At 71.2% G+C, this 17,917-nt stretch carries 7 protein-coding genes; all 7 read left to right on the forward strand.

All coding sequences use genetic code 11. From position 1 onward, the window contains the following. The first annotated feature begins 31 nt into the window (after positions 1 to 31). The 7 genes from KJK29_RS38490 (at position 32) to KJK29_RS38520 (ending at position 17,843) form a co-directional block, all read left to right on the forward strand. Positions 32 to 2,203, forward strand: coding sequence for a glycoside hydrolase family 127 protein (locus KJK29_RS38490; protein WP_215124057.1), 2,172 nt, complete (start codon positions 32 to 34; stop codon positions 2,201 to 2,203). Between the two features lie 338 nt (positions 2,204 to 2,541). Further along, complete coding sequence (locus tag KJK29_RS38495) at positions 2,542 to 3,804, forward strand: MFS transporter (RefSeq protein ID WP_215124058.1); 1,263 nt, start codon at positions 2,542 to 2,544, stop codon at positions 3,802 to 3,804. Next, positions 3,804 to 7,103 (forward strand): type I polyketide synthase, encoded by a 3,300-nt coding sequence (locus KJK29_RS38500; protein ID WP_215124059.1) that lies wholly within the window; start codon positions 3,804 to 3,806, stop codon positions 7,101 to 7,103. The genes KJK29_RS38495 and KJK29_RS38500 overlap by 1 nt, the downstream gene beginning before the upstream one ends. Further along, a complete protein-coding gene (locus KJK29_RS38505; protein ID WP_251058054.1) occupies positions 7,100 to 14,473 on the forward strand; it encodes a MupA/Atu3671 family FMN-dependent luciferase-like monooxygenase in 7,374 nt (2,457 codons plus the stop codon). The genes KJK29_RS38500 and KJK29_RS38505 overlap by 4 nt, the downstream gene beginning before the upstream one ends. A gap of 169 nt (positions 14,474 to 14,642) precedes the next feature. Next, a complete protein-coding gene (locus KJK29_RS38510; RefSeq protein ID WP_215124060.1) occupies positions 14,643 to 15,848 on the forward strand; it encodes a glycoside hydrolase family 64 protein in 1,206 nt (401 codons plus the stop codon). 183 nt (positions 15,849 to 16,031) lie between these two features. Further along, on the forward strand, positions 16,032 to 16,697 hold the full coding sequence (locus tag KJK29_RS38515; RefSeq protein WP_251058055.1) for a hypothetical protein: 666 nt from the start codon (positions 16,032 to 16,034) through the stop codon (positions 16,695 to 16,697). A gap of 153 nt (positions 16,698 to 16,850) precedes the next feature. Then, positions 16,851 to 17,843 carry a tetratricopeptide repeat protein gene (locus KJK29_RS38520; RefSeq protein ID WP_215124062.1) on the forward strand — a complete coding sequence of 331 codons (993 nt, stop codon included), beginning with the start codon at positions 16,851 to 16,853 and terminating at the stop codon, positions 17,841 to 17,843. Positions 17,844 to 17,917 lie beyond the last annotated feature (74 nt).

Raw genomic sequence — 17,917 nt, forward strand, 5'->3', positions numbered from 1 at the left:
GACCGACGATCGACGACGATCGGAGTGCGCCATGTCCCAGCCACCCACCCGCCGCCGCGTGCTGAGCCTGACCGCCGGCGCCGCGGCCACAGCGACCCCGCTCATCGCCTCCGGCCCACCGGCCCAAGCCGCACCCGCCGGGCCCACAACCGAGGCAGCCGAGGCAGCTGTCGTCGCGGGGAGAGCGCTGCCCGCCCAGCCGACCTGGGCGGTTCGGCCCTTCGGCCTGGACCAGGTCACCCTCGGCGGGGGCGTCTTCAAGGCCAAGCGCGACCTGATGCTCGACTACGCCCGCGCCTACCCGGCCGACCGCATCCTGGCCGTCTTCCGCGCCAACGCCGGACTGGACACGCTCGGCGCACGGCCCCCGGGCGGCTGGGAGACCGCCGACGGAAACCTGCGCGGCCACTACGGCGGCCACTTCCTCACCCTCATCGCGCAGGCGTACGCCGACACCCGCGAGGCCGCTCTCAAGTCCAAGCTCGACTACCTGGTCACGGCCCTCGGCGAGTGCCAGCAGGCCCTCGCCGAACGCGGCGACCCGAAACCGAGCCACCCCGGCTACCTGGCCGCCTACCCGGAGACGCAGTTCATCCTCCTGGAGAGCTACACGACCTACCCCACCATCTGGGCGCCGTACTACACCTGCCACAAGATCATGCGCGGGCTCCTGGACGCGCACACCCTGGCCGGCCACCAGCAGGCGCTGACCATCGCCGCGAAGATGGGCGACTGGGTGCACAGCCGTCTGGGCCGGCTGCCGAAGGCGCAGCTGGAGCGCATGTGGTCGATCTACATCGCCGGTGAGTACGGCGGCATGAACGAGGTCATGACGGACCTGTACGCCCTCACCGGACGGCCGGAACACCTCGCCGCCGCCCGCTGCTTCGACAACACCACACTGCTCAACGCCTGCGCGGAGAACCGGGACGTCCTGGAAGGCAAGCACGCCAACCAGCACATCCCGCAGTTCACCGGCTACCTCCGCCTGTTCGACCACACCGGCGAGGAGACCTACGCCGCCGCGGCCCGCAACTTCTGGGGCATGGTCCAGAGCTCCCGCACCTACGCCCTGGGCGGCACCGGCCAGGGCGAGATGTTCCGCGCCCGCGGCGCCATCGCGGCGACCCTCGACGACAAGAACGCCGAGACCTGCGCCACGTACAACATGCTCAAACTGAGCCGGCAGCTCTACTTCCACGAGCCGGACCCCGCCTACATGGACTACTACGAGCGGGGCCTGACCAACCACATCCTCGCCTCCCGCCGGGACACCCCCAGCACCGACAGCCCCGAGGTCACCTACTTCGTGGGCATGGGCCCGGGCGTACGACGCGGATTCGGCAACACCGGCACCTGCTGCGGCGGCACCGGCATGGAGAACCACACCAAATACCAGGACTCGGTCTACTTCCGCTCCGCCGACGGCGACACCCTGTACGTCAACCTGTACCTGGCCTCCACCCTGCGCTGGCCGGAGCGCGGCCTCGTCATCGAGCAGACGAGCGACTACCCGGCCGAGGGCGTCCGCACCCTGACCTTCCGCGAGGGCGGTGGCCGACTCGCCGTCAAACTGCGCATCCCGTCCTGGGCCACGACAGGCGTCACGGTCACGGTCAACGGAACCCCGCACCGGGCGAAGGCCGCGCCCGGCACCTACCTCACCCTGGACAGGGACTGGAGCCGAGGCGACCGCATCCGCGTCTCGACGCCCTACCGGCTGCACATCGAACGAGCCCTGGACGACCGGACCGTCCAAGCACTCTTCCACGGCCCGCTCCTCCTGACGGCCCAGAGCCCGGAGCAGCAGTTCCGCGCCTTCTCCTTCTACAAGGACTTCACGCTCCGCGGCGACCTGGTCGACGCGATCAAACCCGCCTCCCGCCCCCTGCACTTCACCACCCACAACCTCACCCTCGCCCCCTTCCACCTGGGCAACGACGCCCCCTACCACGCCTACTTCAAGCGCGCCGAACCCGTCATCGTGTTCGGCGCGGCCGACTCGGGCGTCCCCAACCGCGCCCGCCCCGACGGCCAGACCTTCCTCGACGTCCTGTGGCAACAGGCCCCCTTCCCGGCCTCCGCCCAGTTCGTACGCGCCGTACGCACCCTCGCGGACCGCTGGCTGTCCGAAAACCTGCTCACCCGCGCCGAACGCGACCGCGTCATCACGGCAGCGAACAACGCGGACCTGAGACGCTGAACGGCACCTCACGCGGAGCGGACGACCGGAATAGCCGCTCCGCTCCAGAACGCTCCGAAATCGCCAAAGTCGGACCGGAAGTCGTCTGGACCACTTCCGAGTCTTGAACACGCCTGTCCGGATCTGCTTGGGTGACGACTCAATGGCCGCCATCCGGTGGCCTATTGGGGGGAATGGTTCTGTGCTGGGCCGGCAGCGGGGCATGACAACGCCGTACGACGGGCGACCTCACCGGCCCCTTCCGTCCGCCTGGATCCCGCACCGCCGCTGAGCGGGCGGGCCAGGCGCTCCCGGTCTCACACCCTTCACACCCCTTGATGCAGACCTGAGGAAGGTGCATGAGGTACTTCCGTCTGCTCGTTCTGGGCAACGGCATCTCGGCGTACGGCAGTTACCTGAACATGGTGGCGCTGAACGTCTTCGTCTACGACGCCACCGGCAGCGCGCTGGCCGCCGGCCTCTTCATGGCCGTACGCCTGGCGACCAGTGTCGTGTCGGGCTGGGTCAGCGGCCGGCTCGTCTCGGCCTACGACCGCAAGCGCCTGATGGTCGGCGCCGACCTGTGCCAGGCCGTGGCCCTGCTGTCGCTGCTGCTCGCCCCCGACGGGATACGCCCCGGGCTCCTGTACGTCCTGGCCGTGGTCACGGGCGGCTGCTCGACGCTCTCCCAGGTGGCCCTGCGCAGCAGCATCCCCGAGATCGTCGGCGCTGAGCACCGCGTCCGGGCCAACGGGCTGCTCGTGACGGGGCGTTCGCTCGCCATGATCGCCGGCTTCGCCTCATCGGGCGTGATCGTGGCGAAATTCGGCTACTCCGCGGCGTTCGCGCTGGACGCCGCGACCTTCCTGGTCTCCGCGACCATGCTCTTCCTGCTGCCCGTCCGCACCCGGTCGGCCCCGGCCGCCACGGGCCCCGGCTCGGCGAAGGACTCCGGTGCCGCGCGCTGGACGGCCCGGATGCTGCTGGGCACCGCACCGGTCCTCATGGCGATGGTCGCCATCCGGGCCGTCGACGGGCTGGGCTCCTCTTCCCACAACGTCGCCCTGCCCATCTACTCCAGCGGCCTGGACCCCGACCATCCGGCCACGTTCATCAGCCAGTTCTGGGCCACCTGGGCCATCGGCAACATCGTCGCCCAACAGGTCATCGGCCGGGTCACCAAGAAGTCCGGACGGACACCGGGGGAGCGGGCCTTCGCGCTCGGCGCCGTAGTGATGTCGGCAGGCTTCATCGTGGTCTTCAGCGGACTGCCGACCGTGCCCGCCGTCATCGCCGCGCTCGTCGCCGGAGCCGCCGACGGATTCACCGAGATCGTCTACGTGTCGAGGCTGCAGACCGCCCCCGACGAGCAGCGCGGCCGCCTCTTCGGGCTCACCGCCTCGGTGGAGAACTTCGGGTTCGGGCTCGGCATGCTCGTCAGCGGCGCGCTCCTGGAGGCCTTCTCGCCACTGCAGGTGGTGGGCGCCTTCCACGGCCTCGCGATCGTCCTGTGCCTGATCCTGCTCGGCTGGCTGCTGCGCCGGGGCAGAATGGAACCCGACCCGCCCGCGGAGGAACCGGCCGGCCGTGACCAGCCGACGGTGACGGAGGGACGCGGCTGATGAGCACCAGCGAGCCCGACCCGCGAATGGCCGTCATCGGCATGGCCTTCCGGCTGCCCGGCGCCGACACGCCCGAGGACTTCTGGCGGATCATCCACGACGGCACCGACCGCATCACCCGCTTCACCGACGAGGAACTCGCCGCCGCCGGTGTGCCCGCCGAGGAGTACGAGGCGGAGGACTTCGTCGGCGCCTCCGGGCTCCTCGACGACATCGCCGGCTTCGACGCCCAGCACTTCGCGATGAGCCCCCGCGAGGCCCAGCTCACCGACCCGCAGCACCGCATGTTCCTCGAATGCGCCCAGCACGCCCTGGAGAACGCCGGCTACCCGGGCGAACGGGACGGCACCCGCGTCGGCGTCTGGGCCAGCACCGGTTACCACCTCTACACGATGCAGAACTACCTGCTCAACAACGTCCTGCCCAGCGGGCCGGTGCCCGACTGGACCTCGGGCATGCAGGTCACCGTCGGCAACTACGCCGACTTCACCGCCACCCGGGTCGCCTACCGGCTGGGCCTGACCGGCCCCGCCGTCAACGTCCAGACGGGCTGCTCCAGTTCCCTGGTCGGCGTGCAGTCGGCCGCGCAGTCACTGATCATGGGGGACTGCGACATCGCCCTCGTCGGCGCCACCGCCGTCCACGTACCGCAGGTCCTGGGCTACCGCTACGTCAAGGGCTCGATCCTGTCCCGTACCGGCCGCCTGCGGGCCTTCGACGCCGGCGCCGACGGCACCGTGGGAGGCACGGGCGTCCTGGCCGTGGTCCTGAAGCGGCTGGCGCGTGCGGAAGCCGACGGCGACACCATTCACGGCGTCGTCCGAGGCTGGGGCATCAGCAACGACGGTGCCGACAAGAAGGCGTTCACCGCCCCGAGTGCCCGGGGCCAGCGCGCGGCCGTCCGTCAGGCCCTGCGACGCGCCGGGGTCGGCGCCGACACCATCGGCTACCTGGAGACCCACGGCACCGGCACACTCAAGGGCGACCCGATCGAGTTCGACGGCGCGACCAGCGCCTACCGCGAGGACACCGACCGCGAAGGCTACTGCGCCCTCGGCTCGACCAAGGCCAACATCGGCCACCTCGACGCCGCCTCCGGACTGGCCGGCCTCGTCAAGGCCCTGCTGGTCCTGCGCCACGGCGTCATCCCGCCGATGGCGAACTTCAGCGAACCCAACCCCCTCATCGACTTCGACCACAGCCCCTTCTACGTTCCCCGGGCCGCCCGGCCCTGGCCGGAGAGCGACGTACCCCGGCGCGCGGGCCTCACCTCACTCGGCGTGGGCGGCACCAACGTCCATCTGATCCTGGAACAGGCCCCCGACCCGGCGCCCAGGACCGGCGACGCCACGCCCCCGGACGTGCTGCTGGTCTCGGGGAGCAGCCGGGAGGCCCTCGCGGACAACGCCCGCGCCTTCCGCGACCGGTTACGCCAGCCGCCCGCACCGCACCTCGCGGACCTCGTCACCACCGCCGCCCTCGGCCGCGCCCACGGCCGTCACCGCCTCGCGGTCCGAGGCACCACCCCGACAGCCCTGGCCGACGCCCTCGACACCTGGCTCGCCGGCACCGCCCCGGCGGCGGTCACCACGGGGACGGCATCCGGGCAGGGCACCCCGCGCGTGGCGTTCCAGTTCACCGGTCAGGGCAGCCAATACCCCGGAATGGCCGACGCCCTCTACGCGCGTTACCCGGCGGTACGCGACGTGCTCGACACCTGCGAGCGGCACTACCGCGACCTCACCGGCGACTCCCTGCTCCACGCACTGCGCACGCCGGACCCGGCGGACGCACCGGGGGAGGGGCCGCTCGGGGACACGGACACCGCGCAGCCCGCGCTGTTCGCCCTGCAGTGCGCCCTCGTCCGGCTGTGGCGCGACGCGGGCGTCGAACCGTACGCCGTGACCGGCCACAGCGTCGGGGAGTACGCCGCGCTGTACGCGGCCGGAGCCCTGTCCCTGGAGGACGGGCTGCGCCTCACCACCGAACGAGGCCGGCTGATGCAGCAGCGCTGCACACCCGGCGCGATGGTCGCGGCGCCCATCGACCGGGCCGCCGCCCTCGCCCTGGCCGCCGAGATCCCCGGACTGGAGCCGGCCGTGACCAACGGCGAACGGACCCAGGTGCTCGCCGGACCCGTCGCCGCCGTCGAGCGGGCGTACGCGCTGCTGGACGAACGCGGCACACCGGGGCAGCGGCTGCCGGTGAACCGCGCCTTCCACACCGCCTTGATGGAACCGATGCTGGCCGAGTTCGAGAAGGTCCTCGACGACGTGGACCTCCGGCCGGTGCGCGTCCCCTTCGTCAGCGCCCTGGACGGCGCGACCCGCCCGCCCGGCTGGACGCCCGATACGGACTACTTCCTCCGCCATACCCGCGAACCCGTCCGCTACGACGAGGCGTTGCGCGGCATCGGCACCGAGTCGCCCGGTGTCCTGCTCGAGATCGGGCCGCACACCACCCTCAGCGGTCTGGCCCGCCGGGCCCTGCCCGACGTACCGGCGCTGCCGTCCCTGCGGCGCGGCACCGGACTCGGCGCCCTGTGGGGTGCGGCGGCGGGACTGCACTGCGCCGGAGCGGACGTCGGCTGGGACGCCCTCCTGGCGGGCAGCGGCGGCCGACGCGTCCCGCTTCCCGGATACCGATTCCAGCACAAGGACCACTGGACGGGGCAACGCTCGACGCCCCTGAGTACGAGAACAGCAGCGAGAAAGGGAACCGAAGTGGTGCAGCAAGAAGCAGCGGTCGCACGGGTACTCCAGAGCATCGTCGAGGCCACCGCCCGGCACCTCGGAGCGGAACCGTCGGCGATCGTCGGCGACGCGAACTTCTTCGACCTCGGCGCCGACTCGCTGCAGATGATCAGCGTGCTGCGGGAGCTGGAGCAGGCCCATCACGTCAAGGTGACGATGAGACAGCTGCTCGAGGAGACGGGCACGCCGCGCCGGCTGGCGGAGTTCATCGTCGCCCGCATGCCGGAAGACGCGACCGGGACATCACCGACCGAGTCCCCGGTCCAGAGGGCCGAACCGACGCAGCCTGTGGCACCGGCACCGGCACCCACTCCCGTAGCACCGGCACCGACTCCGGAGCCCGCTCCCGCTCCCACGCCTCCCGCCCCCACGCCCCCCGCTCCCTCCGCACCCGAGTACGCGACCCGCGAGGAACTGGAGGACCTCGCCCACAAGATCCAGCAGATGTCCCAGATACAGCTGCAGATGATGTCCCAGCTCTCCCAGCTCCTCGCCCTCCAGACCGCCTCGGTGCCGGACCGGCTCAACGGCAAGGTGGCCAAGTGACCGGGCTGAACGGCATCTCCGCGGCGCTGGACCAGGACCTGGCGGCGATGACCGAACTGTCGCGGCGCATCGCCGAGCAGATGGGCGAAGCCCCCACTCCGGAAGCCCCGCAACAGTCGCCTCGGGTCCACGGACCCCGCGTGACGGTCGCGAAATCCTCCGGCATGGTCCAGGACGTCTCGCCGCACACCCAGCAGGAGCACCTGACCGACCTGGTTCGCCGCTACACCGCCAAGACGCCGACGTCCAAGCGGATCGCCCAGCGCTACCGCCGTGTCCTGGCCGACAGCCGCGCCGTCGTCGGCTTCCGCAGCGCCACGAAGGAGATGCTGTACCCCATCGCCGGCCGCCGGGCGAGCGGGGCACGGCTCGAGGACGTCGACGGCAACGAGTACGTCGACATCACGATGGGCTTCGGCGTCCTGCTCTTCGGCCACGAGCCCGACTTCGTCTCCGAGGCCGTGCGCGAGCACCTGTCCCGTGGTATCCAGCTCGGCCCCCGCACCATCGAGACCGGCGAGGCGGCGGAACTCCTCGCCGGTCTCACCGGACTGGAGCGGGTGGCCTTCGCCAACTCCGGCACGGAGGCGAACTCGGCGGCCATCCGCCTCGCCCGCGCCGCCACCGGCCGCGACAAGATCGTCTCGTTCCTGGGCGCCTACCACGGCCACGCCGACAACGTCCTCGGCCGGTCCTCGCACAGCGCCACCGGCCAGATCACCGTGCCCGTCTCCCGGGGCATCCCGCAGGCCGCCGTCTCCGACCTGATGGTCCTCGACTACGGCAGCGAGGCCGCCCTGGAGGCGATCGCCCGGAACGCCGGCGACATCGCCGCGGTCGTCGTGGAGCCGGTGCAGAGCCGGCACCCCGAGCTCCAGCCCGTCGAGTTCGTGCGCCGCCTCAGGGAGCTGACCCGCCGCCACGGCATCGTGCTGCTCTTCGACGAGATGCTCACCGGCTTCCGCCCCGCCCCGCGCGGCGCGCAGGAGCTGTACGGCGTGACCCCGGACCTCGCCACCTACGGCAAGCTCCTCGGCGGCGGCTTCCCCATCGGCGCCATCGCGGGCCGCGCCGACATCATGGACGGCGTCGACGGCGGCCACTGGTCCTACGGCGACGACAGCTACCCGCCCGCCGACACCACCTTCTTCGGCGGTACGTACATCCAGCACCCGGTGTCGATGGTCGCCGCCCGCGCCGTCCTGACCCACCTCAAGGAGAACAGCCCGCACCTCCAGGAGCGGCTCAACGCGCGTACCGCCGAACTGGCCGCGACACTGAACGGCTTCTTCGAGGCCGAGGAGTACCCGCTGCGGATGAGCCACTTCGGCTCCCAGTTCCGCTTCGAACACCGCGCCGACATGGAGCTGCTCTACCACCACCTGATGCTGCGCGGTGTGCACGTCTGGGAGTGGCGCAACTTCTTCCTGTCCACCGCCCACTCGGACGGCGACATCGAGTTCATCGCCGACGCCGTACGGGATTCGCTGCGCGAACTGCGGTCGGCGGGCTTCTTCCCGGGAACCCGGCCCACGGCGCCGAGGACGACACCGCCGAAGACGGAACCCCCGAAACCGGCACCGGCCACTCCCGCACCCGCTCCCGCCCCCGTCGCCTCCATGGCCTGGAACACCGCCGCGGTCACCGCACCTCGCACGGCACCCGCGAAAGAAGTAGCCCCACGCACGCCCGACTTCAGCGTCTACTTCTTCGGCGACTACCCGCAGGACATCTCCGCACCCCGCCAGGGTCAGTACGAACTCCTCATGGACGTCGCCCGGTTCGCCGACCGGCACGGCTTCCACTCGCTGTGGATGCCCGAGCGGCACTTCCACTCCTTCGGCGGCCTCTTCCCCAACCCGGCGGTGCTCGCCGCCGCGCTGTCCCGCGAGACCGAACGCATCCGGCTCAACGCGGGCTCCGTCGTCCTGCCCCTCCACGACCCCATCCGGGTCGCCGAGGAGTGGTCGATGGTCGACAACCTCTCCGGCGGCCGCGTCGGCATCGGTGTCGCCAGCGGCTGGAGCGCCAACGACTTCGTCTTCTTCCCCGACCGCTTCGGCCGGCACAGAGAGCTGATGTACGAACAGCTCGAAGAGGTACGGAAGTTCTGGCGCGGGGATGCCCTGCGCCGGACCAGCGGGGACGGCGAGGCCGAGGTACGGCTCTTCCCCCGGCCGGTACAGGACGCCCCGCCCCTGTACACCGCGGTGGTCGGCAACCCCGCCTCGTACGAACTCGCCGCCCGCCACGACCTGGGCATCGTCACCAACCTGATGACCCAGACCGTCGAACAGCTCCGGGACAACATCGCCCTCTACCGCCGCACCCGGGCCGCACACGGCCTGGACCCCGACGCCGGGCGAGTGGCCGTCCTGCTGCACACCTACCTCGCGGACGATCACGACACCGCGCGGACCGAGGCGTACGAACCGCTGTCCCGCTATATGCGCGCGTCCCTGTCCGTGTTCAGCGGCGTCACCAACAGCCTCGGGCACAGCATCGACCTGGCCGAACTCAGCGAGGACGACCTGGACGCCGTGTTCCGCCGCGCCTACGGCCGCTACTGCGACCAGCGCGCCCTGATCGGCACGGCGGACACCGTACGGCCGGTGGTGGACGCGGTGACCGAGTCCGGCGCCGACGAGATCGTCGCCCTCGTCGACTTCGGCGTCACGGAGGACGCGCTGCGCGGGGGTCTGCCGCGCCTGGACGCCCTGCGCCGCGCGTACGGTCGGTCGACCGCCGCACCCGACCCGGCGCCGGACACCCCGGCCCCCTCTTCAGCCACCGAACCCACCCTCGCCGACGCACCCTTGTCGCCCGGCCAGGAACGCATCTGGTTCCTGGAGCGCCTGCTCCCGGGCCGCACCGCGTACAACGAGATCAAGGCGATCCGCCTCGACGGCCGCCTCGACGTCCCCGCCCTGCGTACGGCGCTGCGCGGTCTCGTCGCCCGCCACGAGGGCCTGCGCACGGTCTTCCGGGAGAGCGGCGGCGAGCCCCGGCAGATGGTACGGGCCTCCGCCGAGCCCGACTTCGAGCTCGTGGACGCCACCGGCAGTCCTCAGAGCACCCTGCGGCAGATCCTGTCGGCCGAGAGCGCACGCCGCTTCGACCTGGCGGACGGCCCGCTGTTCGTCACCCGCCTGGTCAGGCTCGCCGAGGCGGAGCACGTCCTCGTGCTGTCCCTGCACCACATCGTGGTCGACGCGGCCTCCGCCACCGTTCTCGCCCGCGACCTGTCCGCCCTCTACCGGGCCGCACGCGAGTCCACCACCCCTGACCTCCCGGCCCTGACCTGGAGCTACGCCGACCACGCCCGGGAACTGGCGGCGTCCGCGAACAGCCCCGAGGCCGAGGAGGACCTGGCCTACTGGCGCCGCACCCTCGGCGGCGAGCTGCCCGTCCTCGCCCTGCCCACCGACCGGCCGCGCCCCGCGACGATGACCTCCAACGGCCGGGCCGTCTTCCGCACCCTCGACCCGGAACTCTCCGGCCACCTGCGCGAGTTGAGCCGCACGAGCCGCAGCACCCTGTTCATGACCCTGCTCGCCGGATACGCGACGATGCTGCACCGGATCACCGGCCAGACGGACCTCGTCGTCGGCACCCCGATCTCGGACCGCCCCGAGCGGGCCGAGCACCTGCTCGGCTTCTTCGTGAACACCCTCGCGCTGCGCCTCGACCTCTCCGGAGACCCCGCGTTCTCCACACTGCTGGAGCGCGTGCGCACGGTCGCCCTGGACGCGTACGACCACGCGCGGGTGCCCTTCGAGACGGTGGTGCGCGAACTCGCCCCGACCAGGGCGGTCGACCGGACGCCGGTGTTCCAGGCCTTCGCCGAGTTCCAGCGCGCCGAACCGTTCCGCTTCGACCTGCCCGGCGTCGAGGCGACCCCGCTGGACGCCGGCCCCGACAAGTCCCTCACCGACCTCACCGTCTACTTCACCGACCAGCCGCACGGCATCCGCTGCCATCTGGAGTACAACACCGACCTGTTCGACCAGCACACCGTCGACCGGTTCTTCGCCACCTTCCAGGACCTGCTCACGGCCGCGGTCGACACCCCCGGGGCACCGCTGTCACGGCTCGCCGTCACCGCCGTCGCCACAGCGGCCGAGGGCGACCCCGTACCGCGGTCCTGGCAGCACGGCCCCTCCCGCCCGCCCGCGGACACCACCGTCCACGCCCTCTTCGCCCGGCAGGCAGCCGCGCAGCCGAACAGCACGGCGGTGATCAGCGGCGACTCCCGGCTCACCTACCGTGAACTGGACGACCGCGCCCAGCAGTTGGCCTCCGCCCTGCAGGCGCGGCACTCGACGGGCGCCGACGAGGCGGGGACGGTGGCCCTCTGGCTGCCGCGCTCCGTCGACCTCGTCGTCGCCATGCTCGCCGTCCTGAAGACGGGCCGCGCCTACGTCCCGCTCGACCCCTCCCTCGGCCGGGCACGCGCCGAGCAGATCATCGCCGAGTGTGGGGCCCGGACGCTGGTGTCGACGCGCGAGGAAGCGTCGGCCCTGAAGCTCCCCGGGCACGTGACCGTCGTGCCGCCGGACGCGACCGCACAACGCGGCCAAGGCATAGCTCCGTCCGCCCCCGACGACCGGTCCCCGTGCTGCGTCCTCTACACCTCGGGCAGCACCGGCACCCCCAAGGGCGTCGTGGTGGCCCACCGCGGCGTCGTCGACCTCTGCGCGTGGCAGCACCGCCGCTTCGCCTTCACCCCGGCCGATCGCAGTGCCGTCGTGTGCAGCCAGAGCTTCGACGCCTCGCTCCTGGAGATCTGGCCGGCGCTGACCGCGGGAGCGTCGGTCGTCATCGCCGACGAGGAACTGCGCAGGGACCCGCGGTCCCTGGCCCGTTGGTACGCCGAGCAGGGCATCACCTTCTCCATCCTGCCCACCGCCCTCGGCGAGCAAGTGCTCCGCCTGCCCCCGGCCGACCAGCCGCCCCTGCGGCACCTGCTGCTCGGCGGCGATGTGCTGCGCACCCGGCCGCGCCCGGAGGCGCCGTACGAGACGGTGAACGTGTACGGGCCCACCGAGGTCACCGTGCTGTGCACCACGCACACCGTGCCCGCACAGGACGAGGACCCCACCGCCGCGATCGCGCTCGGGCGCCCGGTCGACAACGTGACGCTGAGCGTCCTCGACGCGTCCGGCACCCCGGTGCCCGTCGGCACGGCGGGGGAGTTGTACGTCGGCGGCCCCGGCGTGGCCCTCGGCTATCTGCACCGCGCCGAACTCACCGAGGAGCGCTTCCTGCCGGACCCGCTCGGCGGCCCCGACGCCCGCCGCTACCGCACCGGCGACGTGGTCCGCTTCAGGGCTGACGGGACGCTGGAGTTCTGCGGCCGGGCCGACGACCAGGTGAAGATCCGGGGCTTCCGGGTCGAGCCGGAGGAGGTCTCCCGCGTGCTCAACGCCCTGGACGGAGTGCGCGAGGCGGCCGTGCTGGCCCGACGCAACGACCGCGGCGATGCCTACCTCGCGGCCTACGCCGTCCCCGCCGACCCGATCGGCACGGAAGCCGACGACCGGCAGGCGTTCGCCGACCTCGTGGCAGAGGAACTGGCGGACCGGCTGCCGGAGTACCTGGTACCGCGTGCCTGGCGGGTCCTGCCGGACCTTCCCCTGACGGGCAACGGCAAGCTGGACCGTTCCGCGCTGCTGGCGCCCGACCTCGTCACCACGGCCCCGGCCTCCAGGCCGGTCACCACCCTCGGCGATACCCCGGAGGCCGGTCACCGCACGGACGTCGAACGGCGCGTACGGCAGCTGTGGGCGGACGAGTTCGGCATCGACGCGGACGGCATCGCGGCCGACGCCTCGTTCTTCGACCTGGGCGGCCACTCCATCACCGCGATGCGGCTGGTCAACCAGGTCCGGGAGGAGTTCGGCACCGACTACCCGATGCTGAACTTCTACCAGGAGCCGACCCTGCGGGCCATGACGGCCCAACTGACCCTGGACATCGGCGAGATGCCGTCAGCCTCGGGATCCGGGTCCGACGAAAGAACCGGCTCGTCCGACGAAGGGCCCGGCTCGTCCGACGCAGGCCCCGGCCCGGTGGTACGCCGCGCACCCGCCTCCGCCCAGCAGTCCCGTTTCGCCAAGGTGCACGCCGAACACCTCCTGCCCCAGGTCTTCAACGTCGCCCTGCGCATCACCCTCTCCGGAGACCTGGACGCGGCTGCCCTGCGCACAGCGCTGACCGGTCTCGTCGAGCGGCACGAGGGACTGCGGACCCGTCTGGTCCCGAGCGGCGACGGCTGGGAGCAGCACGTGCTCCGGCCCGGCGCGGTGGAGCTGCCGGTCGAGGACCTCACCGCCCGCCCCGCAGGGGAGCGGCAGCCGGCCCTGGACCGGGCGAGCACGGAGGCCACCGAGACACCGATCGACCCCGCCCACGACGCGCCGATGGCCGTACGTCTCCTGCGCACCGGGGAGAGCACCTGGGTCCTGCTCCTCGTCCTGCACCACTCCGCCTGCGACGGCTGGTCCGTCAGCCTGCTGCTGAAGGAACTGGCCGCGCTCTACGGCGCCGCCGTACGGGGCGAACCCCACGCCCTGCCTCCCGTGGAGTGCCAGCCGGCGGAGTACGCCCACTGGCAGCAGGGTCAGGCGGACAAGGCCGCCGATGAACGCAACCTGCGGTTCTGGCTGCGCGAACTCGACGGAGTGCCGTTCAGCGTCGACCTGCCCCTGGACCGGCCCCGGCCCGAGAAGCCGAGCGGCCGGGGCGGTGCCGTGATGTTCACCGTGCCGGCCGAGGTGCGGAACGCCGTCGAACGTCTGGCGCGACAGCGGGGCACCACGCCCTTCGTGGTCACGGCGGCGGCCCTGGGCCGGCTGCTCGCGCGCACGTCCGGGCAGAGCGACGTCGTGTTCAACATCTCCTACGCCAACCGTGAACGCCGCGCGTTCGAATCCCTGCTGGCCTGCACGATCACCGGCTTCGCGCTGCCCGTGCACGACGGAGCGGCGGGTTCCTTCACCGGCCTGACGGACCGTATCGCCCGCACGGCGGTGGAGTGCATGGACCGGGCCATGCCGGTACGTCTGATCGCCCCCGCGCTGCAGGAACACACGGGCGTGGCCGTGCCGGACCGGCTGGACGTCGGCTTCGCCTACCAGAGCTCCCTGGACGCCGAGATCGAACTGCCCGGCCTGACCACGGCCATCGAGGATCTCGCTCCCGCCGCGTCCCGCACGGAACTCACCTTCGGCCTCGTCCCGGCCGGGGACCGGCTCCAGGGCTTCGTCGAGTACTCGGCCGACCTCTGGGACCGCACCACGATCGAGGGCTGGACCCGGGACTACGTCGCCCTCCTGCGCGACGAGACCGGCAGCGCGCTCGGGGACTGACCCCGGTCCGTGCCGCCGCCCCTCGGGGCGGCGGCACGGACCACCCCGTCGACCACGCGCGCCAGACCCGTGCGTCCCGACTCATTGACAGGTCCGTACCAACACGCCACGCTCTGAGAGCGCTCTCAAAGCTTCCCGCATCGGTCCCCTGCCCGAACGGAGAATGAGCATGTTACGGACCCTCAGACGCCGGGCCACGGCCGTCGGACTGTCCCTCGCGGCGCTCCTCGGCGGCTCACTGCTCGCCACCGGGGCCGCCGCTCCGGCCCAGGCCGCAGTCCCGGCGACGATCCCCCTGAAGATCACCAACAACTCGGCCCGTGGCGAGCAGGTGTACATCTACAACCTCGGCACGGAGCTGTCGACCGGACGGCAGGGCTGGGCCGACGCGAACGGCACCTTCCACCCCTGGCCGGCCGGCGGCAACCCGCCGACCCCCGCCCCCGACGCGTCGATCCCGGGCCCGGCCGCGGGGCAGTCGACGACGGTCCGGATGCCGAAGTTCTCCGGCCGCGTGTACTTCTCCTACGGCCAGAAGTTGGTGTTCAAGCTGACCACCGGCGGCCTGGTCCAGCCCGCCGTGCAGAACCCGACCGACCCCAACCGCAACATCCTCTTCAACTGGTCGGAGTACACCCTCAACGACTCGGGCCTGTGGATCAACAGCACACAGGTCGACATGTTCTCCGCGCCCTACGCGGTGGGAGTGCAGCGAGCCGACGGCAGCACCGCGAGCACCGGCCGGCTCAAGCCCGGCGGATACAACGGCTTCTTCAGCGCCCTCAGGGGACAGCCCGGAGGCTGGGCCAACCTGATCCAGACCCGCTCCGACGGCACCGTCCTGCGCGCCCTGTCGCCGCTGTACGGACTGGAGACCGGCGCGCTGCCGGCCGGCGTCATGGACGACTACATCAACCGCGTCTGGCAGAAGTACTCCACCTCGACCCTGACGGTCACGCCGTTCGCCGACCAGCCCGGCACCAAATACTACGGCCGGGTCTCCGGCGGCGTCATGAACTTCACCAACAGCGCCGGTGCCACCGTCACCCGCTTCGAGAAGCCGGACGCCTCCTCGGTCTTCGGCTGCCACCGGAAACTGGACGCGCCGAACGACCTGGTCCGCGGTCCGATCTCACGCACCCTGTGCGCCGGCTTCAACCGCTCCACGCTGCTGGTCAACCCCAACCAGCCGGACTCCGGCGCCGACGCCTTCTACAAGGACGGCGTCACCAACCACTACGCCCGCAAGATCCACGCGCAGACGGTCGACGGCAAGGCCTACGCGTTCGCCTTCGACGACGTGGGCCACCACGAGTCACTCGTCCACGACGGCAATCCGCGCCAGGCCTATCTCACCCTCGACCCGTTCAACTGACAGCGAAGTTGACGGTTCAGCAATTCTGAAAATCAAATACAACTTTACTGTTCCTTGGTGTAGATGAACTGCGGTTTACGTGAGCCTCATTGACACCACGCGGTGACTGCAGGCCCCTCCCGTCACAGGAGGGGTCTGGTCACTGTCCCCCATGCGATGGTGAGAGGCACCAACGAAATGACGATGAATCGCACCCTGCGGTACAGCGGCCGCACCATGGCCTTGACCGCGACGGCCCTCGGGGTGATCGCGACGGCGGCCGTGCCCGCCGCGGCCGAGGAACAGCCCACCGCGGAACAGATCATGGCCGACTGCGCTTCCGGAGAGGGCAAGTGCTCCTTCAACTCCCCGGAACTCGGCAAGGCCTACCTGGGTGAGCCGCGCCAGGTGTCCGAACTGCTCTTCAACTGCACCGACTCGCCCGCCTCCCAGTCGATGTCCTGGGCCGACACCGTCGGTTCCTCCCACTCGGTGGGAGGCTCGGTCACCGTGGGCGGCGGAATCGAGGGCATCATCACGGCAAGCGTCACCGCGACGTACAACTACACCTGGCAGAGCTCCCACACGGAGACGAGTTCCTTCACCGTGAACGTGAAGCCGGGAGAAGTCGGCTGGATCTCCCGCGCCCAGGTGATGCAGCGCATATCCGGCACCTGGCAGACCCATTACGACGACCCCAAGTGGGACCACTACTACTGGTTCGTCCCCGACGTGGTCACCGGCCCCGCCCCGAACGGCACGGACGGCAAACACAGCGCGGTCGTGGTCAAGTCCCGCAAGATGACGACCGACGAGAAGAAACTGTGCTCCACCGGCGATACCGAGGACAAGGTCTTCACCAGGTCATGAGTGTGCCGGCGTCGCTCGCGGGTCCATGACGCGATCGCCCTCCGTGCGGTGCACCGGCCTCGTGAAGTACCGGTGAAAACCCTGTGGAAGCGGTGTCAGTGGTGCGGTCTATGCTGCTCCGGACGATCACGCGGGACCAGGGGAGGGCGCGGCATGTTCGGCAAGCTGTTCGGGAGGGGTGCGGAGAGACCGGGGGCGGATCCGCACGCCCTTCCCGTCCCGCGCAGACAGAAGAACGGCACGTACAGGCTGCGCGCGCTCGGGGACGCGCGTGTGCTCGCTCTGATGGAGGCGGCCGACGCGGGGGACTGGGGGGCCGTCAAGGCGGCGCTGGCCCCCTTCGACCTCGGCCGGGAGCAGGCGATCCTGGGGCAGCTCACCGATGTGGACGGCGTGGAGGAGTGGGCCGTCCGGGCCGCCGAGGAGGACAAGGACGACAAGGAACTCCGGGCGACCGCACTGCTGATATCGGGTGCGCGCCATGTCTCCTGGGGCTGGGAGGCGCGCACCTCCGCCCGTGCCGTGGACGTCAGCCGGGACCAGTGGCAGACCTTCTACGAGCGGCTGCGCATCGCCGAGGAGCACCTGCTCGAGGCCGCAGAGCTGCGGCCCGACTGGGTCACGCCCTGGCGTCATCTGCTCACCTCGGGACGCGGCATGTCCGTCGACGACAGCGTCCAGGACGCCCGGCTCGCGGCGGGTCTGCGCCGTGATCCGCTGAACCCGGACATCCATCTGGAGTGGGTGTCCCACCTCCAGCCGCGCTGGGGCGGAGAGCGGGGCCAGGCCCTGGAGTTCGCCCGGAAGGCCTTCGCCGCCGCACCCGACGGACACCCGCTCGGCTGTGTCGTCGCCATGGCGCACATCGAGGACTGGGTGGAGTCCGACGAGCGCGACTGCCTCCAGCAGCCGCAGATCCGCGCCGAGTTGAGAGAGGCCGCGGAGCGCAGCATCCTGCACCACGCCTACGAGCGCCGTCTGGGCTGGCAGGGCGACTACAACATGTTCGCCATGGCCCTCTCGCTGGCGGGCAGCAGCACGGCTTCCAACGTCTTCCGCGAGCTGGACGGTGTGATCACCGAGTGGCCGTGGACCTTCATGGCGGACCCGGACAAAGCGTACGCGCGCTTCCGTAAGGCCTTCTGAGCCACCGGCCGCACCGTCCCACCCGTCTTCGGCCGGTCCCGCGGACCACCGCCCACTCCTGCCGTTCTCTTCAC

Origin of the sequence: Streptomyces koelreuteriae (genome assembly GCF_018604545.1) — a bacterium.
Taxonomy (GTDB): Bacteria; Actinomycetota; Actinomycetes; order Streptomycetales; family Streptomycetaceae; genus Streptomyces; species Streptomyces koelreuteriae.